Genomic DNA, 26,033 nt, shown 5'->3' with positions numbered 1-26,033 from the left:
ACCCGTTAAGCCTTAAACATCACCCATGAAAAAATTAACCATCATTACATTTGTAGCTGCTTCAATAGCTTTTGCATCCTGTAATAGCGCCGATAAAAATAACCGTCAAAACGATACCAGCGCGACCCAAGGCAGCGGCGGCCCTGCCGATTCAACAAAAACTTCAACAGCCCGAAACACCGACACTACAACTAATTCAGCAGACACCACTACGCTTGGTGCTGATACTGATTCTGCTGTGCATCCGGTGCATTAATACCGGCTGATCACTATTTCTTTTGTTCATGATTAAACTAAGAATTAGCTGATTAGTCTACCTTCAGGAGTTTGCTTTTTTGTTGCCTTTAATCTTTTATCAAATGAAATACCTAAACCTATCTTTTCTTATCATCTTTTTTCCCTTAGTGTTATCAGCCCAAACTAATAATACTATAGCAACGCCCCGGATTGATAAACGTGTAGAATTGCTGAGCATTGTTTTCCGTTTAGCGGGTAACGTAGAATACAATGCACCTGACAATGTTAAATACGTTGCGGATATTCACAAGCATTTTGATAAATTTATTGACCATCCGCTCATTCAATACGCCCGGGAAATGCGGGACAGCAGCGGTGTTAGCTATGATGCCGTTATGTCAATGGCCGTTCACTTAAATGAACCACCGGCATTCGAACCATTAGTACCTTTTTCAGTCTCTTTACCAGACAAAAGGTGGACCCTGGAAAGCGCTGTAAAATTCACTGCCCTATTAAAGCAATTTTATAAAGACACTGACTTCGATGGGTTTTTCCATGCCCATTTACCTGATTATGCTATAGCCGAAAGCCGCTTTAATGTCCTGTTTAAAAAGCTGGATGTATCCTGGTATTATAAATTTTATAGTAAAGCGCCGGACGAAAATTTCAATATCATCATAGGGTTTGGAAATGGCGGAGGAAACTACGGGCCACATGTTTATTTAAACGATCATACCAAAAAAGTATATGCAATTATTGGTTCTGGTACTTTTGATGAGCAAGGCTCACCTACTTATGACGCGGCATCTTATCTGCCTACATTGATCCACGAGTTTAACCACTCTTTTATCAATTATCTCACCGATAATTATGAAAGCCAATTGAGAGATGCTGGTGCGCTTATTTACGAAAAGGAGCGCACAAAAATGCGAAAACAAGCTTATGGCGAGTGGAAAACAATGATGAACGAAGCTTTAGTAAGGGCATCAGTAGTCAGTTACCTGAAAACCCATAATACCGATACATTGGTGGCCGAACAAGAGCTTAAGCAGCAATTGGCCAGAGGTTTTGTTTGGATGCGGCCATTGGTTAATTTACTTGGTAAATATCAATCAAACAGAAAAACTTATCCTACACTTGAAAGCTTTATGCCTGCTATTGTCGCCTTTTACAATAAATTGGCGCCAAATATTAATTTTTACGATGACGACTATCAGCAACATTGTGCCCGGGTAATAGCAGTAAGGCCTTTTAAAAACGGCGATACGACGATAAGAGCCAATACAACTGAAATTATATTTGATTTTGATAAAAAATTGGATGGCATAAAGTACTTTTTTGGCCCGGGAGCCAGGGGTATAGATCATTATCCTAAGTCGGCAAAATTCACCTTTGCTAATGATAACAAAAGCATTATTATGAAAGTTAGCCTGAAGCCCAATACCGAATACCAGATAAATATTGCCGGCGGTATGATGCGGGCAAGCGATGGCTATGCTGTACAAAACTATATCCTGAATTTTAAAACAGAAAATAATCCCATCCCTTAATTCACTTGCCTTTCCTGATTAACTTTATTAGTATTTATAAAATTTTATGCTTTACTTTACTAATATTTTTATCAAATAAATGATTGGTATTATATTAGTAATTGTATCCCTGATCATCCTGCTGATTGCCGTTTTTTTATTCCTGAAAAAGCCAAAAGCAGTTGAGCTGATCTCGGCCGGTGAGTTGAGCAAACTCCGGTATGAGCAAGATCAGCTTAAAATTTTATTAGCCAAAGCCGAGGAAAAATCAAACGGTTTAGTTGCTGAAAAAGAAAGCATTACCAATTTTTTAAAGGAGGAAAAAAGCCGGCTTATCGACGAGCTTTTATACGAACGCACCCAGTTGGCACAGGCCAATCAATCTTTAGAAAGTGCCCGGGCCTACTATAAATCGCAGCAAGAGAAACTGCAGGAACAAAAGGCCGAGATAGAGCAGATCCGTACGCAGTTTCAACGCGAATTTGAAAATGTGGCCGAAAAACTACTCAAAGAAAAATCAAAGGAATTTACCGATATCAACCGTAGTAATTTGGATGTTATCCTTAACCCGCTAAAGGAAAACCTGAAGGCTTTTGAGGATAAAGTTGAGAAAGTTTACAACATGGAAGCCGCTGAACGGAACACCCTGAAAGGGGTAATCACGCAGCTGATGGACCTGAATAAACAGATCAGTGACGAGGCCCAAAATCTTACCAAAGCGCTTAAAGGAGATAACAAAAAACAAGGCAACTGGGGTGAGGTAATTTTGGAGCGGGTACTGGAACGCTCAGGCCTCGTCAGAGACCAGGAATACCGCATCCAGGCTGCCATGCAGGCTACCGACGGTGCAAGATATCAACCCGACGTAATCATCGATCTGCCCGATGAAAAACACCTGATTATCGACTCCAAAGTATCTCTCATTGCGTACGAAAAGTTGGTCAATGCCGATACCGAGGAGGATCGAAAACTATTTGCCAAAGCTCATGTGGAATCCATTCGCGGTCATGTTGCCGGTCTGTCAGCCAAAAAATATCATGATTTGTATAAGATCAATTCGCCCGATTTTGTGCTGCTTTTTGTGCCGATAGAATCGTCTTTCAGCATAGCTGTACAACTGGATGGCGAACTGTTTAATTATGCCTGGGATAGGAAAGTGGTGATTGTTAGTCCGTCGACTTTGCTGGCTACTTTGCGTACCATCGCCAGCATGTGGAAACAGGAACGCCAAAACCGTAATGTATTGGAAATAGCCCGTTTAAGCGGCGATATGTATGATAAGTTTGTTGGTTTTCTGAGTGATATGGATAGCATTGGCAAAAATATCAACCAAACGCAATCGGCTTATAATAATGCTATCAATAAATTATCGGAGGGTAGGGGCAACCTGACAACTACCGCCGAAAAGATCAAAAAGTTGGGAGCAAAAGCGGACAAGCAAATAGATCAAAAATATATTGGGGAAGAGTAAGTCATTAAAAAATCATGTCATTGCGAGGAGCAGCCAAGGGTTTTAGTTGAGGAGCGACGCGGCAATCTCGTCGCCATACGGGACGGATTTGCATTTTGGACAGCACAGCTACGAGATTGCCACGCTATCGCTCGCAATGACATTTCTTAATTATGTCTTTCCGCCGCCGCCGCTCGGCTCCAGCCGAGTGGCGGCTATTCCCAGGCCTTTGGCCTGTTTTCGCCATGCTTATTTACGGCGGCCAGAGGCCGTTTGATAGTTACCACTCGGCTGGAGCCGAGCGGTGGCTACTATTTTTTAACTATTCTTTCTTTCAAACCACCAATCGGCCTCTTTGGTAAACATCAACGCCCATCCCCATAGTTCAACAATGATCTCGACGAGAGTTAAAATGATGAGGTAAACAGGCATTTCTATAGCTTTTTTTGGAGCCGAACTATCATGTAAAATTCCAAAACTGTATAACAATGATGATCCCAGGAAAAATACATTCAGCAGAATCAAAACAGAAAGAATGATCCGTGCCCATTTTTTTCCTTCGCCGGTAACGAAGATCAAAAATCCTACAGCGACGAATACAAACAGGATGGCCGAAAAATTGAAACCGTCCAGGTAATTATTCAACGTTTGGATCAGTAAGCCCAGGTAAAGCAATAAAATTCCCTTCACAAAAGCCCCGGGCGGCTTGCCATCGGGATGATTGTTAAGGTAAAATTTATCAAAAATATCCTGCAGCATTATTCAGCTTTTTTAAATGCATTCCAGCCCTGGGCCTTCAATTCATGTACAGTACCGCTTTTAGTGATCAGGTTACAGCCGGCCGATGGTTCGGTGATATAGCCGATGATGCTGATATCCATTTTAAATTTGATCTTATCATAATCGGCCTGCTTCACGGTGAACAACAATTCATAATCTTCACCACCACTCAAAGCGCAAATAGTAGGATCGAGGTTGAACTCACGGGCTGTTTCAAACGTCATCGGGTCGAGCGGAATTTTTTCCTCGTACAAGTTACAACCTTTGTTGCTTTGCTTGCAGATGTGTAATAATTCGGAAGCCAAACCGTCGGATACATCGATCATAGCGGTTGGTTTTACCTCAATGCTTTTCAGCAGTTCCACCACATCACGGCGGGCTTCCGGTTTCAACTGGCGCTCAACTATGTAATCTTTTCCTTCCAGATCTGGCTGAATATTAGGATTTTCCAAATAGATCAATTTTTCGCGTTCCAAAAGCTGCAACCCGGTATAAGCACCGCCCAAATCTCCGGATACACAAATCAGGTCGCCTTCTTCGGCACCGTTACGGTACACAATGTCAGCTTCATCAGCATAGCCAATAGAAGTTACGCTGATCACCAGTCCCTGTTTTGATGATGTTGTATCTCCGCCAATCAAATCCACATTATATTTTTCACAGGCTATATAAATTCCCTGGTAAAGCTCCTCAATGGCTTCGAGCGGAAATTTGCTCGACATGCCGATAGACACCGTAACCTGCGACGCTATTCCATTCATCGCGTAAATATCACTTAGGTTTACCTGTATAGCTTTGTAACCCAAATGCTTAAGCGGCGTGTACGCCAAATCAAAATGGATCCCTTCCAACAGCATATCGGTACTCACCAACACTTTTTTACCAGCGAAATCAAGTACAGCGGCATCGTCGCCGACTCCTTTTTTTGAGCTTTCGTTAGTAAGCTTAATATTTTTTGTAAGGTGACCGATAAGGCCAAATTCGCCAAGCTCCTCTAAATTGGTTCTATCCTGATTTTCAAACATATTAGCACCTCTAAATCTTCCCTAAAAGGGGAGACTTTTAAATTTACATTTTTATACATATTAGCCGCAACCCGCTTTACATCTTCCGCCGAAGGCGGGAAATTTTTTTTACACTTTTTGGTCATATACCAACCAAATTTTTCTCACCGCCAAAAACGGACAACAAATATATCGACTCCCGCTACCCTTCGGCTTTTATACTTTTTAACAACAATGTGGATAACCCAATATTTCGGGCCGCAACCTTTATACCTTATATCCGCCTTTGGCGGAAAAATTTTTTATGGTTTTTAGCCTTTTTACAAGCAAGAAGGCACTTTTACACTAAAAATACTTTCAATTTTATAGCTCCCGGTTTTCCACAATTCCCCGGTTTATAACTTCCTGATAAGACCATCCAACCGATCAAAAAACCGGTGAAATCAACCGGTAATCGGTGTAATCCCAAAGAACTACAATCCCAGCTGTGCCGAAATCTCAAGCATGCGCTCAATCGGTTTCACTGCTTTTTCAATGATATGCTGTGGTACAGTTACCTCAGGCGTTTCATTTTTCAAACACAGGTATAACTTTTCCAGTGTGTTACGCTTCATGTGCGGGCAATCGTTACATGCGCAGTTGTTATTTGGCGGTGCCGGGATAAATATTTTATCCGGGTTTTCCTTTTGCATCTGGTGTAAAATACCCGATTCTGTCGCTACTATAAATTCTTTATCCTGGTGGCTGCTGGCATATTTTAAAATTCCTGTTGTTGAACCAACATAATCGGCCATTTCCAGTATAACGTCCTCACATTCAGGATGTGCCAACAGCTTTGCACCCGGGTGACGTTCTTTCAGTTTGGTGATCTTTTCTCTCGAAAATATCTCATGAACCATACAGGCCCCATTCCACAACACCAGGTCGCGGCCGGTTTTTTTGGCTACGTACGCGCCAAGGTTTTTATCAGGTCCGAAAATGATCTTCTGATCCTTCGGTAAGCTCTCTACAATCTGCACAGCGTTGCTTGATGTACAAACAATATCAGTTAAAGCTTTCAATTCAGCCGTACAGTTTACATAAGTGATCACCAGGTGATCGGGATAGTTTTCCTTAAACTTTTTAAACAAGTGTGGCGGACAACTATCTGCTAATGAACAACCTGCCTTCATATCCGGCAGTAAAACCTTCTTGGTTGGCGACAGGATCTTGGCAGTTTCGGCCATGAAATGTACGCCTGCAAAAACAATGATATCGGCATCAGTTTTGGCGGCTTGTTGAGATAATCCTAAACTATCGCCAATGTAATCTGCAATATCCTGGATATCGCCATCCTGGTAATAGTGCGCCAGGATCACCGCATTTTTTTGCTTTTTTAGTTTTTCAATTTCCGCGAAAAGATCAAGCGTCGGATCAATTTCTTCATCCACGTATCCTTTCAGATTTATTTCTTCGAAGGTATTCATTTCCACAATTCAATTAATAACAACTAATTTTTAAATTAAAAAGAACTATTGTTTATTAGGGTGTTGGTAATGTGCAAAAGTCGGAGTAATTTTTGTTTTAAAAGTTAGTTTTCACAATTTATTAACACTTATACACATTTTTCCACTAAAAATAGCGCTGATTTTTAGATAGGTATGACAATCAATTTTTATTTAGAAAAGTTTTATGTTAATATTTTCAGGGTTGACAAAATGTTAGCTTTATGACCAAAGTGTCGTAAAAGTCGCTCAAAAAATATTGATATTCGACCTGAGAAAGGGAGTTATACACACTGTAAACTATTTTTCACTTTTTGTTTACATAAACTTAACAGGTTATACAGCTGTTATTAACATTAGTACTACTTTTACACACATTCATCTAAAATATGACCCGAAATGTTGATTTCCTTGTAGTGGGTTCAGGGATAGCCGGATTAAGTTTTGCGCTCAAAGCCGCGAAGCATGGTAAGGTACTGATAGTTACAAAATCTAACGAAGACGAATCCAACACCAAATATGCCCAGGGGGGTGTTGCGGTGGTTGTGGATAAAAAAGAAGATTCTTTTGAAAAGCATATCCAGGATACCTTAATAAGTGGAGACGGGCTTTGCGACCGCGAAGTTGTTGAAGCAGTTGTTAAAGAAGGGCCCGAGCGCATCAATGAAATTATTGATTACGGAACCAATTTCGATAAGACAAACGAGGGTGTTTATGACCTTGCTAAAGAGGGGGGGCACTCCGAGTTTCGTGTGTTACATTACAAAGATGTAACTGGCTGGGAGATAGAGCGTTCACTTTTAGAGGAAATTCATAAAAACCCTAATATTGAGATACTTACGCATTATTTTGCGGTTGATTTGATAACGCAGCACCATTTGGGCGAGCTGGTAGGTAAATCAAGTACTGATATTACCTGTTTCGGGATTTATGCGTTTAATACCGAAACTAAGATTGTAGAGAAGATCTTATCTAAAGTTACGGTAATGGCTGCTGGTGGTGCCGGGCATATTTACGCGGTTACCACAAATCCAACAATCGCTACTGGTGATGGTATTGCTATGGTTTATCGTGCTAAAGGTAAAGTACGTAATATGGAGTTCATGCAATTCCATCCAACAGCTTTGTATAATCCCGGCGAATATCCATCTTTTCTGATATCTGAGGCTGTACGCGGTTTTGGCGGCGTGTTAAAGCGTACTAACGGCGAGGAATTTATGCACGAGTATGACGAGCGTAAATCTTTGGCACCCCGTGATATAACGGCAAGGGCTATTGATGCCGAGATCAAAAAATCGGGTGAAGACTTTGTTTATTTAGATGTAAGGCACCGCAGTAAAAAAGATATCCTGAACCATTTTCCTAATATTTATGCTAAATGCCTGGAAATTGGTATCGATATGACCAAAGATATGATTCCCGTTGCGCCGGCTTGTCATTATATGTGCGGCGGTATAATGGTTGATCATGTTGGGCAGTCGTCTATATTAAGGTTGTATGCCTGCGGCGAATGTTCATCAACAGGTCTGCATGGCGCTAATCGTTTGGCTTCAAATTCGTTATTGGAGGCGTTGGTTTTTGCACACAGGATCTACGAGGACGCAATTAAGAATTTTGAAAATAATGTAATCCCCGATAATATCCCGGATTGGGATGAGAAGGGTGTGCAGCTGTCAAACGAAGACATCCTGGTTACCCACAACGTACGCGAAATGCAGAAGCTGATGAATGACTACGTAGGTATCGTTCGTTCGGATTTCAGGCTGGATAGGGCTCTGCGGAGATTGAAATTATTATACGAGGAAACTGAAGATTTCTATAAGAAAACCAAGCTATCGGTTAAACTTTGCGAGCTGCGTAACTTGATCCAGGTATCGTTTATTGTCGTAAAATCGGCTATGTTACGCAAGGAAAGCAGAGGATTACATTATACTACCGATTATCCTGAGCATGCTGAGCAGATTCAGGATACGGTGTTTTAGATTTGAAGAATCTCTTTTATATTTAGGCATGCTTAAGCCTAATAAAATAGTTGATATTTCTTTTTTGATCCTTTTTGGTATAAGTGCCTTGGTTACTATTTATCAAGGGATAAGCAATACGTTTTTGCTTACTATCAATAATTATTTGGCTTTTTTGCTTTATGCTATTATGGTTGGCTTAAAATTTTATTCACCAATAAAAGGAAAATATGGTGTTTTGATTTTATTGGGATTATCTCTTGTAGATATAATTAATTTTAGTGCCGTAGTAATTAATGCCAAGATATATCATCTGGATTCAGGCTGGTCTGTTAATGGGTTGGGCTTCAATATTATTGCGTTTATTCTTCTTATTGTTTATTATTTCTTCAATACAGATTTTGTTCTTTATATTTTGAGAAGTTTGTTTGTTGGGTCGGATAAAGAACTTGCTGATAAGAAAGAAAAGCTGGTAAATTTCTATTACAATAAATTTCGGGAAGAGAATAATGAAAACTTTGATAGTATATTTAAAAATATCGAAACTTACCCGGATGAAGCACAAGTCGCGCTGAAAAAAATAAAAATAGAAAAAGAAGTTTGAGCGAAAAACGGGATTCGAACCCGCGGCCTTCAGTTTGGGAAACTGACGCTCTACCGACTGAGCTATTTTCGCTTATTTATAATCAAACATAAATAAAATTATTCAAATCACTAATCCACTAAATCAATAATTCACTAATTAAAGCTATGCCATTAATTCTGCCTGTAAAAGATAAAAGCCCGGTTTGGGGTAAGGATTGTTTTATTGCCGAAAACTGTACTATAGTAGGGGATGTGGTGATGGGTGATAATTGCTCGGTTTGGTTTAATGCCGTTATCCGTGGGGATGTACATTATATAAAAATTGGTAATAACACCAATATCCAGGATGGTGCAGTGATCCATGCTACCTATTTAAAAGCGCCAACTAACATAGGCAACAGTGTTTCTATAGGGCATAATGCACTCGTACACGGCTGTACTTTACATGATCATACATTGGTAGGCATGGGCGCTATTGTGATGGATCATGCGGTTGTAAATGAGTTTGTGATCATTGCTGCAGGTGCTGTTGTATTGGAAAATACCATATGCGAATCAGGCTATTTATATGCCGGCATCCCTGCAAAAAAAATAAAGCCCCTTACTGATGAGCAAAGGGCTATGTTGAAGCAGTTGCCTCAAAATTATATCATGTATTCGGGCTGGTTTAAGGAGTAACCTTTTCTTTTGGAATAGTCACCGGCTCCTCCGCTTCCCAGTTTGGCCTCAGGGTGATGAGTTTTTCATTTAACCAGATATTTTCGGGTTGTCGCTTCAACCTCACGTTACCGCTATCCCATTTGCCATTTTTATTCTCGTCATAAATGATCCTAACATAATATTTAGCAGCCAGGATCCCTTTATATACCAATGAAGTGTTTTTGGTAATTGGGTCACTTTGAATTAGCTTTTTGTCTTCGCTTAACAACTCAACTACATATGCTTTGGCCGTGTCGGGTACAGTTAGTTTTACTGTAAGCTGGCTATAATTATCCAGCTTATTGATTTGGAATTTTTTAGACAGGCGTTTGTTTTTATCGCCATAAATATCAGTCAAGGCGCCTTCATTCAATACTAACTCATATTTACTGGTTTCGCGCCACCGGTATTTTAAATTGAGCAGTTTATAGTTGCCTGTATCTTTTTGGATGGTGTAATCGCTTGTAGCTACAGAATCTTCGTTTAAGGTAATTTGCGATTGGTCGAAGTTTTCGATGGGGATGCTTGCCGTGATCACCAAATTGCCGCCGGGTTTTAATTTACTGTCATTACCCATGTTATAGCTTGTTGTTACAACACGTGTAAAGCTTTCATTTTTACGTTTAAGCTGATAGATGGTATCTATAGGCTTACCCTTGTCAAATATGGCCACACGCAGGGAGTCGAAGTTCATATTACGCAGATAAACAGATGCTGTATCTTTTGTACGTGAAAATGATACCTGTTTTCTGTCATCCACATTGGCAGGATAAATTACTTTGATAGCCGGCTGTGTCAGCCCTTTATTAAATACCAGTAATAACTTACCATCAGTATCAAAGCGTTTTTCGGATACCCTGAATTTTTCAGGATCCTGTTTGAATAAGTTTAATTGGACATTCGAAGTATCGGCCTTGAGATGAATAGGCTTTTTCAGGAAAGCGATCAGCTCTTCATCGCGGTTAAAAATTTTATCCGGACTTGCTTCTTTTAGGGCATAGATGCGATAGTCATCTTCCCTTAAATTATTCAAAGCGAAATTTCCTGACGAATCGGTGAGGGCAAAGATAGACGGCTTCTTTTTTCCGAAGAGTGTGTCCTGCTTCACCGGGAAAATAAATACCAGTACATCTTTCTCTTTTTCCTGGGTGAGGGTATTGGTTACCGTACCGCTGATGCTCAGTGAATCGATGTGGCTACCGGTAGAAAAAACATAAGTGAAATTTTTCAGAATGTTACTTTCATTCACATCTTGTATTGACTTTCCAAAGTTGATAACGTAGGTAGTATTTTTTTGAAGGCTGTCTTTAAACTCAATTTTTAGTTTTCTTTTGTTTGATGAATACTCGGGTGGCTTCTCCATGGCCGGGCTCATGCTGATCTCCTGGTAAGCGTTAGTGAGTTTGATGAATTCATCAAATTCCAGGTCGATTTGTTTGGCGGCAAAATTCCGGGTTTTATTTCCGGGAATTGCCTTCACCAATTTGGGCGGGGTCTGGTCGCGCGGCCCTCCTTGCGGTGGTTGTTGAGCTGCGCATCCAAAAATGAATAAAACAATAAAAATCAGTATTGAATTTTTGTTAAAAATAGCCGTTTTTGTGTTTAACATAGTTTTTAGGCGATATAAGCGATTTTTATGTTTTTATGAGAAGTACTATTAAAAATTAAAAATAATTGATTTTAAAGGACTTTTTATAATTAATTAATTATCAGATATTTACGTTTTATCTCGATACATGAACCATCAAAACTGAAATATCGGAGGGTGAAACGCCCGAAATTCTTGAAGCCTGGCCCAAAGTGCGTGGTTTTATCCTCATCAATTTTTCGCGCGCCTCTTTGGAGAGCGATACCAACGTGTGATAATCAAAATTTGGATTGATCTCGCGGTCTTCCATTTTTTTCATCCGGTCAACTATCTCCATCTCCTTGATGAAATAACTCTCATATTTGATTTTTATTTCAGCCTGCTCAATAGTTTCTTTATCGTAAGCCGAAAGTAGCTCGGCTAAAGGAGCATCGGCTTTTTTAAGATCGTTAAAGGTTACCTGTGGGCGGCTCAACAAATTGAATAGTTTGGTGCTTTGTGCAAGCGGACTCGTACCCAACTCTTCCATCAGGCTGTTAACTGTTGATGGATCGATGGATTTGTTTTTGGTATAAGCTACAATGTCATCAGAGTTTTTAATCTTTTGATTTACTTTTTCCAAACGCTCATCACTAATCAATCCCAGCTCATGACCCATAGGGGAGAGCCTGATATCTGCATTATCCTGGCGTAATAAAAGTCTATGTTCAGCCCTTGAAGTGAACATGCGGTAAGGTTCTTCGGTACCTTTAGTTACCAGGTCATCTATCAAAACACCTATATATGACTCTGCTCTTTTTAGGATCAGTTCATGTTTATCGTTGATTTTTTGGTGCGCATTGATCCCTGCAATGAAACCTTGAGACGCTGCTTCTTCATATCCTGTAGTGCCATTGATCTGGCCGGCGAAGTAAAGGTTGCTGATCTGTTTAGTTTCTAAGGTTAAACCTAATTGTGTAGGAGGGAAGAAATCGTACTCAATGGCATAACCCGGCCTGAACATTTTTGCGTTCTCAAAGCCCGGTATTTTGGTGAGTGCTTTGTATTGTACGTCCTCGGGCAACGAGGTAGAGAAACCATTTACGTAGATCTCAACGGTGTTTAAACCTTCCGGTTCAACAAAAATCTGGTGGCGATCGCGCTCGGCAAACCTGTTAATTTTATCTTCAATTGAAGGGCAATAACGGGGACCTAAACCTTTGATCCGACCGGTAAACATGGGTGATCTTTCAAAGCCTTCTTTCAAGGTTTCGTGTACATCGGTATTGGTATAGGTGATCCAGCAGCAGCGTTGTTCTTCTATAAATGGTACGTCGGTAAAGGAAAATTTGCCTCTTACGGGGTCGCCCCACTGCTCTTCCATCAAGCTGTAGTTAAGGCTTCGGCCATCCACACGGGGTGGGGTGCCGGTTTTCATTCTACCTGCTTCAAAGCCTAATTCAACCAATTGCTCGGTTAAACCTGTAGCTGCTTTTTCACCTGTACGTCCACCACCAAATCTTTTTTCGCCTATATGGATCACACCATTCAGGAAGGTTCCGTTAGTTAATACAACAGCATCCGCTTCAATTTCGATACCGATAGAGGTACGAACACCCGTAACAGTATTGTTTTTTACCAGGAGAGAGGTTACGGTGTCCTGCCAAAAATCAACGTTTGGTGTGCGTTCTAATGATAAACGCCACTCTTCGGCAAACCGCATACGGTCGCTTTGAGCACGCGGGCTCCACATTGCGGGGCCTTTTGATTGATTAAGCATCCTGAACTGGATAGATGTTTTATCAGTTATAATGCCCGAATATCCACCCAAAGCATCTATCTCCCGCACTATTTGTCCCTTTGCAACACCACCCATTGCGGGGTTACAACTCATCTGTGCAATGGTACCCATATTCATGGTTATCAGCAAAACTGATGAACCTAAGTTAGCAGCGGCGGCGGCAGCTTCACAGCCTGCGTGCCCGGCACCTACTACTATTACATTATATTTCTTAAACATTTTATCCTCCTTGTTCCATTTTTGGTAAGTCTTGAGTCGTAAGTTTTAAGGTTGACTTAATAGTACTTCTATTCAAGGTTTGTTCCACGTGGAACTTTAATTTTATTTATGCAGATTTTCTCGGTAGTACTTTCAATTTACTATTTAGAATTTCAGATTTAGCTACAAAATTACCTCAATTAAACAGATGTTCCACGTGGAACCCTGAATAATGATATTAAAGCTACAAACCCCCAAACGCCCTCTAATACCACAAAAGGGTAGAAGTTTACTATATACGAGGCATAGCAACAGGTGCCTGCGCCAATAAGGTTTAAAAGGCTGTAAAGCTTGCTTTCGGTAGGTAGTTTCTTAGTTAAATTTAACAGAAACGCTATTAAAAGTATAATTACACCTATTGATGCTATAATATCCGATGCTTTCATTATCCTTCGTTTAGCTCAGTTAATTCCATCCAACGGGCGCTTTTATCGTCCAGTTGTTTGTTTAAAACCTCTATTTGCTTTAGTATTTCATCAAGCTTTTTAGGATCAATCCCTGACGCATTTAGCTGCTCGTTTTTATCTTTTATGCTTGCTTCAATGGTGTTGATCTCGCCTTCAATATTTTCTAATTCCTTAGCTTCTTTAAAGCTCAGTTTGCTTTTCTTGGGTGCAGGAGTTTGAGTTTGTGCAACAGGAGCGGGCTTTTTAGCTTGTTGTTTTGCTTCTTCCAGTTCAAGCCTGTACGACGAATAATTACCATTAAAAATGCGTACATGGCCTTTTTCTTCCATAATAAAAAGTTGGTCGGTTAGCTTATCCAGCAAATACCTATCGTGCGATACCATCATCAACACGCCACCGTAATTGGTTAAGAATTCTTCTAATACGTTTAATGTATCGATATCCAGATCATTGGTGGGCTCATCCAGTATCAGGAAATTCGGATTCTTCATCAGGATGCTCATCAGTTGCAGGCGTTTCTTTTCACCGCCGCTCAGTTTTGATATAAAACCATACTGTTTGGCAGGGGGGAAGAGAAACAAGGTAAGCAAAGCAGAGGCTGAAATGGTTTTCCCGTCGGCCATGGTAATAAACTCTGCAACGTTTTTTACGATATCAATTACGCGTTCGTCTTCCTTAAAAGTAATGCCTGCCTGGTGAAAGTAACCTATTACGGTTGTTTCGCCTTTAACTACAGTTCCCTGATCAGGTTGTAAAGCGCCCGTGATGATATTTAAAAGGGTTGATTTACCGCTGCCATTTTTACCGGCCAAACCAATCCGATCACCTTTTTTAAATATATAACTGAAATTATTAATATAAGTGTTACCATTGAATGATTTGTACAGGTGATCCATTTCCATGATCTTGTTGCCCTGGCGTGCTGTTTTAACACTCAGTTCAACTTTATCGCGGATGCCGCCATTCTTGGTTTTTTCTTCCAGGTCGTAATAAGCATCAATTCGGGCTTTTGATTTGGTACCACGGGCCTGGGGTTGGCGGCGCATCCATTCAAGCTCTTTCCTTAACAGGTTGGAGTTTTTCTGAAATGCGGCTTCGTCCGCTGCTTCACGTTCGGCTTTCTTTTCAAGGTAATAACCGTAGCTGCCATTGTAAGGCTGTATCTTGCCTCGATCGATCTCTAAGATCTCGTTACATACGTTATCCAGGAAGTATCTGTCGTGCGTAACCATCAATATGGTTTTGTTGCCTTCCGTTAATAATTTTTCCAGCCATTCTATCGTATCAATATCCAGGTGGTTGGTAGGCTCATCCAGTATATAAACTTCCGGGTCTTCAATAAGCAGCTTGGCTAAAGCTAAACGTTTCTTTTGCCCGCCCGATAGGGTGGTTATATGCTGATTTAGATGATGGATATCTAACCGGCCTAAAATCGTTTTGATCTTGTACTCATACTCCCAGGCATCAACCTCGCTCATCTCTTCCATTACCTTTTCAATGGCCTTGGTATTTTCCGGGTCGTTCTCCATCAGTTCCTCATACCTGCGGATGAGCTGCTGCTGCACATCATCAGCATGAAATATATAATCGCTGATGGTAACCGCGTTTTTAAAGTCTGGATCCTGCTCAAGGTAACCCATGTTAAGGTCACGGGCTTGCACCACTTTGCCTTCGGTAGGTTTTATGGTACCTCCCAATATTTTTAGAAGGGTAGATTTGCCGGCACCATTAACGCCTACAAGCGCAACCTTACGGCCGCGGTTAATACCTATGGTTACATTTTTAAATAACCAGTTGTCATGAAATTGATGGCCAAGGTTCTCGGCAGAAAGATAAGTACTCACGATAGTTGTTTTATTTTATCCGACTCGTATATAAATACACCAGTCGTTTGTTTTGTTGATTGTAGATACATGGCCATGGCAACGGTTGAGGCATCAATGCTTCGGTATTTTTTCCAGCTTCCAAAAAGCAATGGATTTATAACTTTCATTAAGCCGTTTAAAAACTTTTCCATTGGTCGGCTTTCCTGCCTGTCGCCGGCTAAAAAAGATGGCCTGTAAATATGAATAGCGGGTATCCCCGTAGCTGTGATATCAGCTTCAGTTTCTCCTTTAGTTTTCGTATAAAAATTAACACCATTTATATCGGCTCCAATGGAGGATACCAAATGATATTGCTCAAGCCCGTTTTGCTTAGCCAATTGTGCCAGTAATAACGGATAATCATGATCTATCTTGCGATAGACAGCCAAATCAGGCGTTTTCTTTTTTGTTGATCCTAAACAGCAAAATAAAGCGTGGCCATTCAGCTCGTTTTTATATGTTTCGGGCTGTTCAAAGTCAATAACAAGCTGTTTTAATTTATGATGTTGTAGTGGTAGTTTTTTTCTTACCAGGATCAATACTTCATCATAATAGGCTTGTTCCAATAAAATTTGCAGGAGATGACTGCCAATAAGTCCGCTTGAGCCTGCAATAACAGCTTTTTTTGCCATTACTTATTGATTTTTCGCAAAAATACGCATAATTAAATTGTGGAATAAATATTGTGTGTTTAAACATATAATTATTAAATATAACATGAAAACAATATTTTATCCCGAAACAGAACGTGGACACAATGATATAGGCTGGCTAAAGGCCAATTTTTCCTTCAGCTTTGCATCATATTATAATCCTGAGAAAATGAATTTCGGATCGCTGCGCGTTTTGAATGATGATATTATTGCAGCGGGCCGTGGTTTTGGAAGCCATCCGCATGATAATATGGAAATTATCACCATTCCTTTAAAAGGAGGGTTACAGCATAAAGATAGTATGGGCAATGCCGGGGTAGTTAATGCGGGAGAGGTGCAGGTAATGTCGGCGGGTACAGGTGTATATCATTCAGAGTATAATGCCTCGCATAAAGAAGCAGCAAATACGCTGCAGATCTGGCTTTTTCCTAAAGAAAGGGATATCCAGCCCCGTTATGATCAGATGAGCTTTAAAGATCGTTTTAAATTGAATGAGTTAACCACGCTGATCTCTCCAGAAAGAAGTGAAAACACACTTTGGATAAACCAGGATGCCACATTTTCGATGGGGGAGTTTGAAGCAGGGCAAACCATTAACTATGATATTAAAACAAAAGGCAATGGCGCTTACGTTTTTGTGTTGGATGGAGTGGCTAAAATAAACAGCCAGGTTTTAAACAAAAAAGATGCGCTGGGCGTTTATGATACAAGTTCACTTACAATTATAACCGAAAAGCCCTCCCGTTTCCTGATCATTGACGTACCGATGTCATAATCAGTATTTAACCTGAATCCATAAAGTGAATATTATTGAAAGTTCAAAAACAATTGAGCGTTGCTTTGTTGTTGTTTACTATAATTTAAGATTCACTGATGGAAGCACAGCAGGAACTAAGCGGATGGAGGAAATGGCTGGAAGGCATAGGCGACTATGTGGTGTTCTTCTCGCGTTTTTTCCGCAATATATTTACCGGCGGCTTTGAATGGTCGGAGTTTGTAAGGCAATGCTACGAAATAGGCTACCGGTCTATGATGCTGGTGGGTATCACCTCCTTTATTATGGGCCTGGTGCTTATTTTGCAGCTCAGACCATCGCTGGTAGATCTTGGCGCCGAAAGCATGTTGCCTAAAACATTGTCGGTAGCCCTTGTACGCGAAATTGGGCCTGTTATTACGGCTATTATCTGTGCCGGCAAAATAGCATCGAGTATTGGGGCCGAGCTGGGCAGTATGAAAGTTACCGAACAGATTGATGCCATGGAAGTATCGGGCGCAAACCCCGTCCAATATCTGGTAGTAACGCGCATACTGGCAACCAGCTTTATGATTCCACTATTAACCGTTATAGGCGATGCTATTGGGCTTTTTGGCGGTTTCCTGGCGCTCAACTTCACCGATAGCATTAGTTTTTCCCTCTATTTCAATAAATGTATAGCCTCGCTCGATTTTTCGGATCTGCTGCCTGCAGTTGCCAAAACGGTGCTTTTTGGCTTCGCGGTTGGTTTTGTGGGATGTTATAAAGGTTATCACTCGGATAAAGGAACTGAAAGTGTGGGCATAGCAGCAAACTCGGCTGTGGTAACTGCTTCGCTGTGGATTTTTATTATTGATGCGATAGCCGTTCAGATCACCAGTTTGTTATTTTATAAATGAGATGAAAGAAACAAACCAACATACTGAAGACGAAAAGGAACAACCAGCTCAAAAAAAAGAAGTGGTGATCCGTGCAAAGGGGATAAAAAAGTCCTTTGGTAAAAAGCAGGTGCTTAAGGATATCAGTTTTGACTTAAAAAAGGGTGAAAATATCGTTGTACTGGGGAAATCAGGGCAGGGAAAATCGGTTACTATTCAGTGCGTTGTAGGTATGTTACAGCCCGATGGCGGCAGCCTGGAAGTATTTGGTGAAGATATTACCACGATGGATGATGATGAGCTTAAACAGCTTAGGATAAAGATAGGCTTCCTTTTTCAGGGCGGTGCCTTGTATGATTCCATGACGGTAAGGGATAACCTGGAGTTTCCGCTTACCAGGGTATTGAAGCTCAAAGACCAGAAAGAAATTAATAAAAAGGTTGAAGGTGTACTGGATGCAGTTGGTTTGCTTGATGCCATAGATAAAATGCCATCAGATCTGTCGGGCGGGATGCGGAAAAGGGTGGGGCTGGCCCGTACGCTAATTGTTAACCCCGAAATTATGTTGTATGATGAGCCCACTACCGGGCTTGATCCTATAACATCCCGCGAGATCAGTGAACTGATTAACCGGCTGCAACGGAAGTATGAAATATCATCTGTCATCATTACCCACGATATGGAATGCGCCCGCATTACGGCCGACCGGATCCTGGTAATGGATGATGGTAAATATATAGCCGAGGGCTCGTACAAAGAACTCGAAAAATCGGATAACGAAATGGTCAGATCATTTTTTAACGTATCAGCATGAAAACCACATCATCTCAAAAAATAAAAATAGGCCTGTTCACCTTTTTAGGATTAGCAGTGTTGTTGGTAGCTATTTTTTTAATAGGTAACCAAAAAAGCCTGTTCAATTCTACCTTTCATGTTTATGGCCGGTTTAAAAACGTAAGTGGCCTGCAGGTGGGTAATAATGTACGCTTTGCGGGTATTAATGTGGGAGTGGTACAATCTATTAATATCGTGACCGATAGCTCGGTACGGGTTGACCTTACACTGAATAAAAGCGTTAAAAAGTTTATAAAAAAAGATTCGAAGCTGAGCATAGGCAGTGATGGTTTGATGGGGGATAAGCTGGTAGTAATAGCGCCCGGCGGTATTGTTAGCCACGAGGAGATTGAAGATGGCGGCCGTTTAAGTTCGATAAACCCGGTCGACGTAGACAAGATCATTAATAAACTTACCCGCGTGGCCGATAACGCCGAATCATTAACCGAAAATTTAACCGGCATAGTCGCCAAGATTAATAATGGGCAGGGCAGTATTGGCCGCCTGTTGAACAGCGACAAAATGGCGCGCGACCTGGAAGGCACTGTTAAACAGGCCCGTACTACTATCAAAACAGTCCATACTACAACCAATACGCTTAATGAGGACCTTACCGCAGCTCAGCATAACTTTTTGTTGAGAGGTTTCTTTAACAAGAAGAAGAAGCGTGAACAACAAAGGCAGGACAGCATTAAAAAAGCCCAGGAGAAGATTAAAGAGGATAAAGAGAAAGCAGCAAAAGAAGCTCAGAAGCAAAAGGAAAAAGCTGCTAAGGAAGCTGCTGATAAGCAGAAGGATAATAATTGATGATTTGCCAGGTAGTTAAGTTAAAAGCATTTTAATTGACACCGAGCAGTTTTCAAAGGTTATATTTTTCAAAGGCATTCGTTAATTTAAAAACCTATTATTGTTGCAGAATAATAAGCCGGGTACAACCCGGTAGTTAATTACAATGCTATGCCTGTATTACTCCTTTTTGCCGGTTTTATATTGATATTTTTTAGCCTGGGTATTTATTATAAACCAGGCAATAGCAGAAAAGAGATCCTACTGATCAGTATAATATTGTTTTCTGTGTTAATAGTATTCATTACCGAATTGTTAAGTAGCCTGCACCGGTTAAACTTTTTAGGCATATTAATTTCATGGGGCTTGTTTGGTGTTATCAATGCAGTTTATCTGTATTTGAATAAAAGCAGGTTTTTTAGTTTCATCAATAATATAAAGCTTGACACAGGTAAAAAACTAAAAACATTAACTAAACTTCAACTTACGTTAATGGCTGGGATTGCGCTTATGCTGATATTGATTTTTATCCAGGGCATAATATATCCTCCAAATAATTGGGATTCCATGACTTATCACCTCGCAAGGATCACCAGTTGGGTAAGTCATCAATCGGTAGATCATTATGCAACTGATATTACACGCCAGCTTTATCAGCCCCCCTTTGCCGAATATGTAATAATGCATATCAATTTGTTATCGGGGGGAGATTATCTTTCAAATGCTGTACAGTTCTTTTATTTTTTATTTGTGGTGTTAGCTATAGTGCTAATCATTGAAAAGCTTGGCCTTGGGCGCGAATATAAAATAGCCGGGATATTGTTAGCCTGCACTGTTCCTGAAGTTATTTTGCAGGCTTCAAGTACTCAAAATGATGTTGTAATATCGCTATTCGTAATATCAGCTTTGTATTTTGCCATAGAGGCTGCAAAAACCTGTAAATTCAAACATTTTATTTTTTTTGGTTTTTCAATCGGCCTAAGTGTTTTTACTAAAGGCACCGGTTATTTATACCTTACCCCGATTATTCTCTTCGCAATTATTACCGTTGTAATAAATTTTAGTAAAACATTTAAATACAATTACTTGTGGTTTTCGCTTGTTGCTGTACTGTGCTTTTTGTCGGTAAATGCAGGTCATTATAGCCGCAATTATAAGTTGTGGGGCAATATATTAGGCCTTGATAAACAGGAATCAAAAGAGTATTCGAACCAAAAAATGAACGCCGGGTTCTTTTTATCAAACTGCATAAAAAATGCGGGTTTACATTTATGCCTGATGTATGTTGGTGACGTTGCACAAGTATCAGATAGTGCTATTTATAAATTCCATCGTATAGTAGGTATTGATATCAATGATCCTGCCGTTAATTATCGTAATAATAAATTCAGCACAAAAAGCCCGGTTACCAACGAGGATACTGCACCTAATATGCTTCATTTTATTTTTTCGTTTGCCGCCTTTATGATGTTAGTGATTCAAGGGGTTTTCAGTAAGGGAAAAAAGATGAACCAATATGTTATATGGTTAATGGTGATAATTATGCTCCAGGTTTCGTTGTTCTGCTTATATTTAAAATGGCAGCCCTGGCATTCAAGGCTTCATATTCCGTTTTTCCTGCTCTCGATACCGTTAATTTGTTCTGCTCTGAACAATTTCAGGTTATTTAAGAAATTATTTAATGGTATAGTCCCCCTATTTTTGGTGTATGCGTTGTTGGTTGTGCTTCATAACAGCCTCAGGCCTTATACCAATATTATAAACCAACCTCGTTACCAGCAGTACTTTGTAAACAAACCCGGATCATACAAGGAATATAATGCAGTATATCAATCTATTAAAGATTCAAACTACAGTAATATAGGCATTAACCTCGGGATAGATGACTGGCAATACCCTTTGTTTAAAGACTGTTTTAGCAGGCCAATAAACCCCATCTATGTTAACGTAGCTAATGTGTCAAATAAGCTGTATGTCACACCCGAAAAACTTGATTGTATAGTTTCTACTATTATTAATAAGCCTTACATGGATTTTAATGGAAGGCGCTTCTACAACCAATCGGTAAAGAATAAAATTATTTTTTTATATAAATAACTTTAGATCAGTTGGTTGTATTTTAAATATATAGATGATGCCAGCTTATAATGAGCCCTATTTCTGTCGGCATTTAAGCTATCTTCAAAAATACTGCTTTATAAGCACCTGATAATAAGAATGAAAGGATAGTGTTTAATTCGCGCGCGTCCGAGTTTGTCATCGCTCCAGTGTGCCACGTGGAACCTTTTCACCTACAACGAAATAATAACTCCCCCAAATACCCTAAACCCATTCCTATACGCACCGTTCATCTGTGTTTTATCCACCTCGCCACTATTGAGATAAAGTTCATCAGTACCATTGCCTGTTTGCCAGTGCAGATATCCACCGCCGGCCTGAATGGCTATGTGATTTGTGATTGAATAAGCCAATGAGCCGTTCATATTTAATCCATATCCATTAGCATGGTGCCGGTAGCTAACCGGGTGTTGAAAAGTGGTAATGAGGTTCCAGTTGCCCCAGGCATTATAACCTACCTGGTTGTAGGTGATATCGGTATTAACTTTCAGCTTTTTAGTAAGTTTTAAAGATGCAATGGCCTTAATGAATACACCTTTCCATTGGGTTTGGTAGCTGCTGTTCAAGCCCGGAAAGCGGTTACCACTACCATATAAATAAAGGGATTGCCGGTTATCGCTATATCCCACATAAGGTATAAAGATAAATTGCTCATTATCAACTAATTTGCAACCTGCGCCAAGCGCCCAGCCCTGTGTGCTCCCCTTGCCAGCGTCAAAAGTTTCGTTATAAGTATTATTGCTGCGGTTATCGGCACTGTAATCAGCATCATTTACCGTACCTGAGGTTATAAACTGCCGGGCGTAATCTGCATAAATGTTAAATCGTTGATATACATTATATTGTAATGAGGTTTCAACACTTTGCCCGCTCAGCTTTGTCCATTTCAGTTCCGAAAAAACATTAGGGCTTTGACCATTGCTATTACCGGCTATCGACCAGTGAAAATTCTCGCGCTGATAGCCATCGGTAAGATTAAACTCCAATTTGCTCCCGGCCGACTGAGCATATAACTTATGCAAGCCTATTATTAACCACAGAAAGCAAAAGCCGGTAAATTTTTTCATGGCAGGTTTATATAGCAAGTAAGCCTGCCCTTTTAAAAAGAGCAGGCTAAATATATCATTTTAAATTACTGGTTTACGCCAAAAGCCTCCCAGCCCGATGCTGTTGCACGGTTACAGGTCATGGGCTGTGTACCGTTTTCGCTGGAAATAAACTTGCCGTTGTTGCCCCTGAAAGTAATTTTACCATCGGTGGTAGGCACCCAGTCAAATTTTTCCCAGTCGCCTATGGTAGTACGGTTACAGGTAATGGCTTGTGTACCGTTTTCGCTTGATACGTATTTACCCATCGCCTGAAGAGCAACTTTACCGCCCCCGGCATCAACTACAGTAAATTGCTCCCAGTCCGATGCTGTAGCACGGTTACAATTCATGGCTTGTGTGCCATTTTCGCTGCTAACATATTGGTTATTAAAACCTTTTAAAGTGATAGTTTGACCAATAGGAGGCGTAGTACTGCTACCTGACATGTCATAAACCCGTACATAATCAACCACCATGTTGCAAGGCAAAGCACTATCATTGATGGTGTTACCCGGCAAATCTCCGCCGATGGCGAGGTTAAGGATAATAAAGAAAGGATTATGAAATGCGCCGGTATTGTTGATATTATTGGAAATATTACCGGTTACATACAGCGTATTATCCACATACCAGCGAATAGAATTGGTATCCCACTCAACTGCGTAGGTATGGAAACCTGTTGGCGTGGTGGTGGTACTGCCGCCATATTGCACGTGGCCGCCGTTGTTGTACCAGTGCATAGTGCCCAAAATGGTATTGGAGGTGTTTACCTGCTCCATGATATCTATTTCGCCGCATTGTGGCCAGCCTACGGTTCCGATGTTTGCGCCCAGCATCCAAAATGCCGGCCATGTACCTTGTACCGCCGGCAACTTGATACTTGCCTCAATACGACCGTAGGTAGGCTGGAATTTACCGGCTGTAGTCAATTTGGCCGATGTATAAGGCTGGCCTCCAACGGATTGCTTGCGGGCAGTAATGGTAAGGAAACCACCTGATACCGTTGCGTTTGCCGACTGGTAATATTCTTTTTCATTATTGACATTGGGGTTGCCGTTATCAATGTTCCAGTTGTTGGTGTTAACGCTGGTGCCGTTAAACTCATCGCTCCATACCAGTGTACCTGCCCTTGGCGTGGTTGTTGATCCTGCCGTTTCATCGGCTGTTTTAATGGTAGGTGAGGTTTTGTTCAGGTCCTTGCTGCAGGACGAAATTAAAAGCATGAATGCCGATGCAGTAGCGGCACTCTTCGCAAAATTTAAAAGTTGTTTCATAATGATGGTATTGGTGAATAATTAATTGGTTTTGCAGGTAATTATTGGTTTACACCAAAAGCTTCCCAACCTGATGCTGTTGCACGGGTACAGGTCATGGGTTGTGTACCGTTCTCGCTGGATATAAATTTGCCGTTATTGCCGCGGAGGGTAACCTTGCCATCGGTTGTGGGGATCCAGTCAAATTTTTCCCAGTCGCCAAAGGTTGTGCGGTTGCAGGTTATGGCCTGTGTCCCGTTTTCTGACGATACGTATTTATTCATGGCCATCAAAGCTATTTTGCCCCCACCGGCATCAACAACGGTAAATTGTTCCCATGCTGAGGCGGTTGACCGGTTGCAATTCATGGCCTGCGTGCCGTTTTCGCTGCTTACGTACAGGTTATTAAAGCCTTTAAAAGTGATGATTGAACCTATGGGCGGGCCTGATGCTGAACTTTGGGTGCCGGTCCATTTAAAGGTTGCTACAGCGCCCGCGGCTAAAGTGTAAGTAAAAGATTCGCCACCCCATTTAACTTTAAAGCTTACGCTTGATGAACCATTGTTAAGCGCGATGAGTACCTTGCTGCCATCGGAATTTTTGAAGGCCACGTTTTGGATACTGCCTGATAAATTGGAAGAAATCCGCACAGCTCCGGGCCGTACAAAACGCGATGCGTGACCGATAATGTAATAACCAACATTACGGGTGATAGAAGTACCGCTAACAGTGATACCTCCCAAACAGGTACTGCAGCCGCCCGGTGTATGCGGGTTGTTATTTGGGTCGGAGGCCAGGTTCCACTCTAAAACATTGCGGCTCCAGTTGCGGGTAGCGCCAATAATGAGTGTATTAACATGCCATGACAAATCGCCGCCAAAATTGCTTGGTGCGCCAACCCATTGCTCAGTGAAATAAACGTTTTTGTTGGGATAGGCGTTGTGTACATCAGTCAGGGCGCTGATATTGCCCGCATACAGGTGAAAAGCTGAACCGTCAACATAAGGATTAGCGCCGCCATCGGCTAACACGGTTTCGGGATAATCAATCCTGTCGGTATTGTGGTCATAGGCAATGATTTTGGTTTGAAAGCCCGCCGCCCTGATTTGCGGGCCGAGGTTGTTTTTAATAAAATTGGCCTGCTCATCCGGCTGCATTACCATACTTGGGTTGTTGTATGGGTTAAGCGGTTCATTTTGAGGGGTAATGGCATCAATGGTAATCCCCTGTGCCTGCATGGCTTGCAGGTATTTTACAAAATAGCGGGCATAGGCGTCATAATAACCTGCTGCTGTATTGAGACTGCCGCCTGTGTAGCCGTTGTTGCCGGTGGTGTTCACCTTCATCCAGGTAGGGGCTGTCCAGGGAGTGGCTATAATTTTGATAGACGGATTTATGGCGATGATCTTTTTGAGGATCGGCAGCAGGTCCTGGTTTTCGGCGCTGATGCTGAAGTTGTTCATGTTAAAATCGCCGGCCGTTTGGTTGTAAGTAAAATCGCTTGAGCTAAGATCGGAAGCACCGATGCTGATCCGGATATAGCTGATCCCGATCTGGCCGTTAGCTGTGCCAAAAAGCTCGTTAAGCACATTGGTTTGGTTGGCGCCAAGGCCGTTAAGTAATCCGGCACTGCCCCCGGTTAAGGTGAAGCCGAAACCGTCTATTCCCTGGTAGGTTTGGTTTTCGTCTACTGTAATGGTTGTTGCGTTAGTACCGGCATCGGCAGCAAAATTAAAGCTGGTTTGCGCCTGTAAAAGCTTTGACTGATCGGCAGTGGTAACCCAGGCGTTCACTACTTCGTTAGCGGCCCGCGCTACGGTGCCGCTTGTTTTCTGATTGGGTGCTTCGTTGTTGTTCACATTCTTTTTACAGGAGCAAAAAACAGCGGCGGAGAGCAGGGTGAGGACTGCGAACCGCTTTAATTGGTAATTGATTTTCATTGAGTTGTTTATTTAGTTGATTGATATTCAAAAAATATCACATAAGCCCCTATGCAACAATTCAATATTTGTAACAATATTTAACTGTTGCTTAATTACATC

General features: G+C 41.2%; 22 protein-coding genes, 1 tRNA gene and 2 pseudogenes. 11 read left to right on the top strand and 14 right to left on the bottom strand.

The window, feature by feature from the left end:
* Positions 1–25 precede the first annotated feature (25 nt).
* From DIU38_RS26795 to rmuC, 3 genes are all read left to right on the top strand, one after another.
* A complete protein-coding gene (locus DIU38_RS26795) occupies positions 26–256 on the top strand; it encodes a hypothetical protein (protein WP_112653141.1) in 231 nt (76 codons plus the stop codon).
* Between the two features lie 103 nt (positions 257–359).
* Positions 360–1,787, top strand: coding sequence for a DUF4932 domain-containing protein (locus DIU38_RS26790; RefSeq protein WP_112653140.1), 1,428 nt, complete (start codon positions 360–362; stop codon positions 1,785–1,787).
* Positions 1,788–1,866: 79 nt separating this feature from the next.
* Positions 1,867–3,237: a DNA recombination protein RmuC gene (rmuC, locus tag DIU38_RS26785; protein WP_112653139.1), complete on the top strand. Its 1,371-nt coding sequence runs from the start codon at positions 1,867–1,869 to the stop codon at positions 3,235–3,237.
* Between the two features lie 297 nt (positions 3,238–3,534).
* On the opposite strand, the gene DIU38_RS26780 is transcribed toward rmuC, so the two are convergent.
* The 3 genes from DIU38_RS26780 to nadA all read right to left on the bottom strand — a co-directional run bounded on the left by DIU38_RS26780 (position 3,535) and on the right by nadA (position 6,466).
* A complete protein-coding gene (locus DIU38_RS26780) occupies positions 3,535–3,975 on the bottom strand; it encodes a hypothetical protein (RefSeq protein ID WP_112653138.1) in 441 nt (146 codons plus the stop codon).
* Complete coding sequence (thiL, locus tag DIU38_RS26775; protein WP_112653137.1) at positions 3,975–5,021, bottom strand: thiamine-phosphate kinase; 1,047 nt, start codon at positions 5,019–5,021, stop codon at positions 3,975–3,977. The genes DIU38_RS26780 and thiL overlap by 1 nt, the downstream gene beginning before the upstream one ends.
* A gap of 452 nt (positions 5,022–5,473) precedes the next feature.
* Complete coding sequence (nadA, locus tag DIU38_RS26770) at positions 5,474–6,466, bottom strand: quinolinate synthase NadA (protein ID WP_112653136.1); 993 nt, start codon at positions 6,464–6,466, stop codon at positions 5,474–5,476.
* Between the two features lie 407 nt (positions 6,467–6,873).
* Here nadA and nadB point away from each other — a divergent pair, with 407 nt between their 5' ends.
* On the top strand, positions 6,874–8,466 hold the full coding sequence (gene nadB, locus DIU38_RS26765) for an L-aspartate oxidase (RefSeq protein WP_112653135.1): 1,593 nt from the start codon (positions 6,874–6,876) through the stop codon (positions 8,464–8,466).
* 28 nt (positions 8,467–8,494) lie between these two features.
* On the top strand, positions 8,495–9,049 hold the full coding sequence (locus DIU38_RS26760; protein WP_112653134.1) for a hypothetical protein: 555 nt from the start codon (positions 8,495–8,497) through the stop codon (positions 9,047–9,049).
* Here DIU38_RS26760 and DIU38_RS26755 read toward each other — a convergent pair.
* A tRNA-Gly gene (locus tag DIU38_RS26755) sits at positions 9,049–9,121 on the bottom strand. The two genes, DIU38_RS26760 and DIU38_RS26755, sit on opposite strands and share 1 nt — an antisense overlap.
* A 74-nt stretch (positions 9,122–9,195) precedes the next feature.
* On the opposite strand from DIU38_RS26755, the gene DIU38_RS26750 reads away from it, so the two are divergent.
* On the top strand, positions 9,196–9,708 hold the full coding sequence (locus DIU38_RS26750; RefSeq protein WP_112653133.1) for a gamma carbonic anhydrase family protein: 513 nt from the start codon (positions 9,196–9,198) through the stop codon (positions 9,706–9,708).
* Here the strand turns inward: DIU38_RS26750 and DIU38_RS26745 are convergent.
* From DIU38_RS26745 to DIU38_RS26725, 7 genes and pseudogenes are all read right to left on the bottom strand, one after another.
* The gene (locus tag DIU38_RS26745; RefSeq protein ID WP_112653132.1) at positions 9,698–11,338 is read right to left on the bottom strand and encodes an Ig-like domain-containing protein; all 1,641 of its coding nucleotides are present in this window, start codon (positions 11,336–11,338) and stop codon (positions 9,698–9,700) included. The genes DIU38_RS26750 and DIU38_RS26745 overlap by 11 nt on opposite strands.
* Positions 11,339–11,453: 115 nt before the next feature.
* On the bottom strand, positions 11,454–13,316 hold the full coding sequence (mnmG, locus tag DIU38_RS26740) for a tRNA uridine-5-carboxymethylaminomethyl(34) synthesis enzyme MnmG (protein ID WP_112653131.1): 1,863 nt from the start codon (positions 13,314–13,316) through the stop codon (positions 11,454–11,456).
* Positions 13,317–13,495: 179 nt separating this feature from the next.
* The gene (locus tag DIU38_RS26735) at positions 13,496–13,741 is read right to left on the bottom strand and encodes a CBU_0592 family membrane protein (protein WP_208057695.1); all 246 of its coding nucleotides are present in this window, start codon (positions 13,739–13,741) and stop codon (positions 13,496–13,498) included.
* The gene (locus DIU38_RS34985) at positions 13,741–14,091 is read right to left on the bottom strand and encodes an ABC transporter C-terminal domain-containing protein (RefSeq protein ID WP_407716488.1); all 351 of its coding nucleotides are present in this window, start codon (positions 14,089–14,091) and stop codon (positions 13,741–13,743) included. Before DIU38_RS34985 ends, DIU38_RS26735 begins: the two co-directional genes overlap by 1 nt.
* A gap of 180 nt (positions 14,092–14,271) precedes the next feature.
* Positions 14,272–14,586 (bottom strand): annotated as a pseudogene (locus tag DIU38_RS34980) (ATP-binding cassette domain-containing protein); the annotation flags it as partial.
* A gap of 198 nt (positions 14,587–14,784) precedes the next feature.
* Positions 14,785–15,606 (bottom strand): annotated as a pseudogene (locus DIU38_RS34975) (ABC-F family ATP-binding cassette domain-containing protein); the annotation flags it as partial.
* Positions 15,603–16,259, bottom strand: a complete 657-nt coding sequence (locus DIU38_RS26725) for an oxidoreductase (protein WP_112653129.1) — start codon at positions 16,257–16,259, stop codon at positions 15,603–15,605. The gene DIU38_RS26725 and the pseudogene DIU38_RS34975, both read right to left, overlap by 4 nt.
* Positions 16,260–16,344: 85 nt before the next feature.
* Here DIU38_RS26725 and DIU38_RS26720 point away from each other — a divergent pair, with 85 nt between their 5' ends.
* The 5 genes from DIU38_RS26720 to DIU38_RS26700 all read left to right on the top strand — a co-directional run bounded on the left by DIU38_RS26720 (position 16,345) and on the right by DIU38_RS26700 (position 21,629).
* Positions 16,345–17,055 (top strand): pirin family protein, encoded by a 711-nt coding sequence (locus DIU38_RS26720; RefSeq protein ID WP_112653128.1) that lies wholly within the window; start codon positions 16,345–16,347, stop codon positions 17,053–17,055.
* A gap of 98 nt (positions 17,056–17,153) precedes the next feature.
* On the top strand, positions 17,154–17,933 hold the full coding sequence (locus DIU38_RS26715; protein ID WP_090532750.1) for an MlaE family ABC transporter permease: 780 nt from the start codon (positions 17,154–17,156) through the stop codon (positions 17,931–17,933).
* Position 17,934: 1 nt separating this feature from the next.
* Entirely contained in the window at positions 17,935–18,726 is a 792-nt protein-coding gene (locus DIU38_RS26710) for an ABC transporter ATP-binding protein (RefSeq protein WP_112653127.1), read from the top strand.
* Positions 18,723–19,553 (top strand): MlaD family protein, encoded by an 831-nt coding sequence (locus DIU38_RS26705; RefSeq protein WP_090532754.1) that lies wholly within the window; start codon positions 18,723–18,725, stop codon positions 19,551–19,553. The genes DIU38_RS26710 and DIU38_RS26705 overlap by 4 nt, the downstream gene beginning before the upstream one ends.
* A gap of 150 nt (positions 19,554–19,703) precedes the next feature.
* Positions 19,704–21,629 (top strand): glycosyltransferase family 39 protein, encoded by a 1,926-nt coding sequence (locus DIU38_RS26700; protein WP_112653126.1) that lies wholly within the window; start codon positions 19,704–19,706, stop codon positions 21,627–21,629.
* A gap of 194 nt (positions 21,630–21,823) precedes the next feature.
* On the opposite strand, the gene DIU38_RS26695 is transcribed toward DIU38_RS26700, so the two are convergent.
* From DIU38_RS26695 to DIU38_RS26685, 3 genes are all read right to left on the bottom strand, one after another.
* Entirely contained in the window at positions 21,824–22,717 is an 894-nt protein-coding gene (locus tag DIU38_RS26695) for a hypothetical protein (protein ID WP_112653125.1), read from the bottom strand.
* 65 nt (positions 22,718–22,782) lie between these two features.
* The gene (locus DIU38_RS26690) at positions 22,783–24,012 is read right to left on the bottom strand and encodes a family 16 glycosylhydrolase (RefSeq protein ID WP_208057697.1); all 1,230 of its coding nucleotides are present in this window, start codon (positions 24,010–24,012) and stop codon (positions 22,783–22,785) included.
* A gap of 41 nt (positions 24,013–24,053) precedes the next feature.
* Positions 24,054–25,931 (bottom strand): glycoside hydrolase family 30 beta sandwich domain-containing protein, encoded by a 1,878-nt coding sequence (locus DIU38_RS26685; RefSeq protein ID WP_112653124.1) that lies wholly within the window; start codon positions 25,929–25,931, stop codon positions 24,054–24,056.
* Between the last annotated feature and the right edge of the window lie 102 nt (positions 25,932–26,033).

It is taken from the genome of Mucilaginibacter metallidurans (assembly GCF_003286435.2).
In the GTDB taxonomy this organism is placed as follows: Bacteria; Bacteroidota; Bacteroidia; order Sphingobacteriales; family Sphingobacteriaceae; genus Mucilaginibacter; species Mucilaginibacter gossypii.
This window is presented reverse-complemented; position numbering and strand designations above follow the sequence as displayed.

Excerpts from the sequence above, each read along its gene's own strand:
- DIU38_RS26795 (WP_112653141.1), top strand. The coding sequence starts at position 26 with ATGAAAAAATTAACCATCATTACATTTGTAGCTGCTTCAATAGCTTTT.
- DIU38_RS26790 (WP_112653140.1), top strand. The coding sequence starts at position 360 with ATGAAATACCTAAACCTATCTTTTCTTATCATCTTTTTTCCCTTAGTG.
- rmuC (WP_112653139.1), top strand. The coding sequence starts at position 1,867 with ATGATTGGTATTATATTAGTAATTGTATCCCTGATCATCCTGCTGATT.
- DIU38_RS26780 (WP_112653138.1), bottom strand. The coding sequence starts at position 3,975 with ATGCTGCAGGATATTTTTGATAAATTTTACCTTAACAATCATCCCGAT.
- thiL (WP_112653137.1), bottom strand. The coding sequence starts at position 5,021 with ATGTTTGAAAATCAGGATAGAACCAATTTAGAGGAGCTTGGCGAATTT.
- nadA (WP_112653136.1), bottom strand. The coding sequence starts at position 6,466 with ATGAATACCTTCGAAGAAATAAATCTGAAAGGATACGTGGATGAAGAA.
- nadB (WP_112653135.1), top strand. The coding sequence starts at position 6,874 with ATGACCCGAAATGTTGATTTCCTTGTAGTGGGTTCAGGGATAGCCGGA.
- DIU38_RS26760 (WP_112653134.1), top strand. The coding sequence starts at position 8,495 with ATGCTTAAGCCTAATAAAATAGTTGATATTTCTTTTTTGATCCTTTTT.
- DIU38_RS26750 (WP_112653133.1), top strand. The coding sequence starts at position 9,196 with ATGCCATTAATTCTGCCTGTAAAAGATAAAAGCCCGGTTTGGGGTAAG.
- DIU38_RS26745 (WP_112653132.1), bottom strand. The coding sequence starts at position 11,338 with ATGTTAAACACAAAAACGGCTATTTTTAACAAAAATTCAATACTGATT.
- mnmG (WP_112653131.1), bottom strand. The coding sequence starts at position 13,316 with ATGTTTAAGAAATATAATGTAATAGTAGTAGGTGCCGGGCACGCAGGC.
- DIU38_RS26735 (WP_208057695.1), bottom strand. The coding sequence starts at position 13,741 with ATGAAAGCATCGGATATTATAGCATCAATAGGTGTAATTATACTTTTA.
- DIU38_RS34985 (WP_407716488.1), bottom strand. The coding sequence starts at position 14,091 with ATGGAAGAAAAAGGCCATGTACGCATTTTTAATGGTAATTATTCGTCG.
- DIU38_RS26725 (WP_112653129.1), bottom strand. The coding sequence starts at position 16,259 with ATGGCAAAAAAAGCTGTTATTGCAGGCTCAAGCGGACTTATTGGCAGT.
- DIU38_RS26720 (WP_112653128.1), top strand. The coding sequence starts at position 16,345 with ATGAAAACAATATTTTATCCCGAAACAGAACGTGGACACAATGATATA.
- DIU38_RS26715 (WP_090532750.1), top strand. The coding sequence starts at position 17,154 with ATGGAAGCACAGCAGGAACTAAGCGGATGGAGGAAATGGCTGGAAGGC.
- DIU38_RS26710 (WP_112653127.1), top strand. The coding sequence starts at position 17,935 with ATGAAAGAAACAAACCAACATACTGAAGACGAAAAGGAACAACCAGCT.
- DIU38_RS26705 (WP_090532754.1), top strand. The coding sequence starts at position 18,723 with ATGAAAACCACATCATCTCAAAAAATAAAAATAGGCCTGTTCACCTTT.
- DIU38_RS26700 (WP_112653126.1), top strand. The coding sequence starts at position 19,704 with ATGCCTGTATTACTCCTTTTTGCCGGTTTTATATTGATATTTTTTAGC.
- DIU38_RS26695 (WP_112653125.1), bottom strand. The coding sequence starts at position 22,717 with ATGAAAAAATTTACCGGCTTTTGCTTTCTGTGGTTAATAATAGGCTTG.
- DIU38_RS26690 (WP_208057697.1), bottom strand. The coding sequence starts at position 24,012 with ATGAAACAACTTTTAAATTTTGCGAAGAGTGCCGCTACTGCATCGGCA.
- DIU38_RS26685 (WP_112653124.1), bottom strand. The coding sequence starts at position 25,931 with ATGAAAATCAATTACCAATTAAAGCGGTTCGCAGTCCTCACCCTGCTC.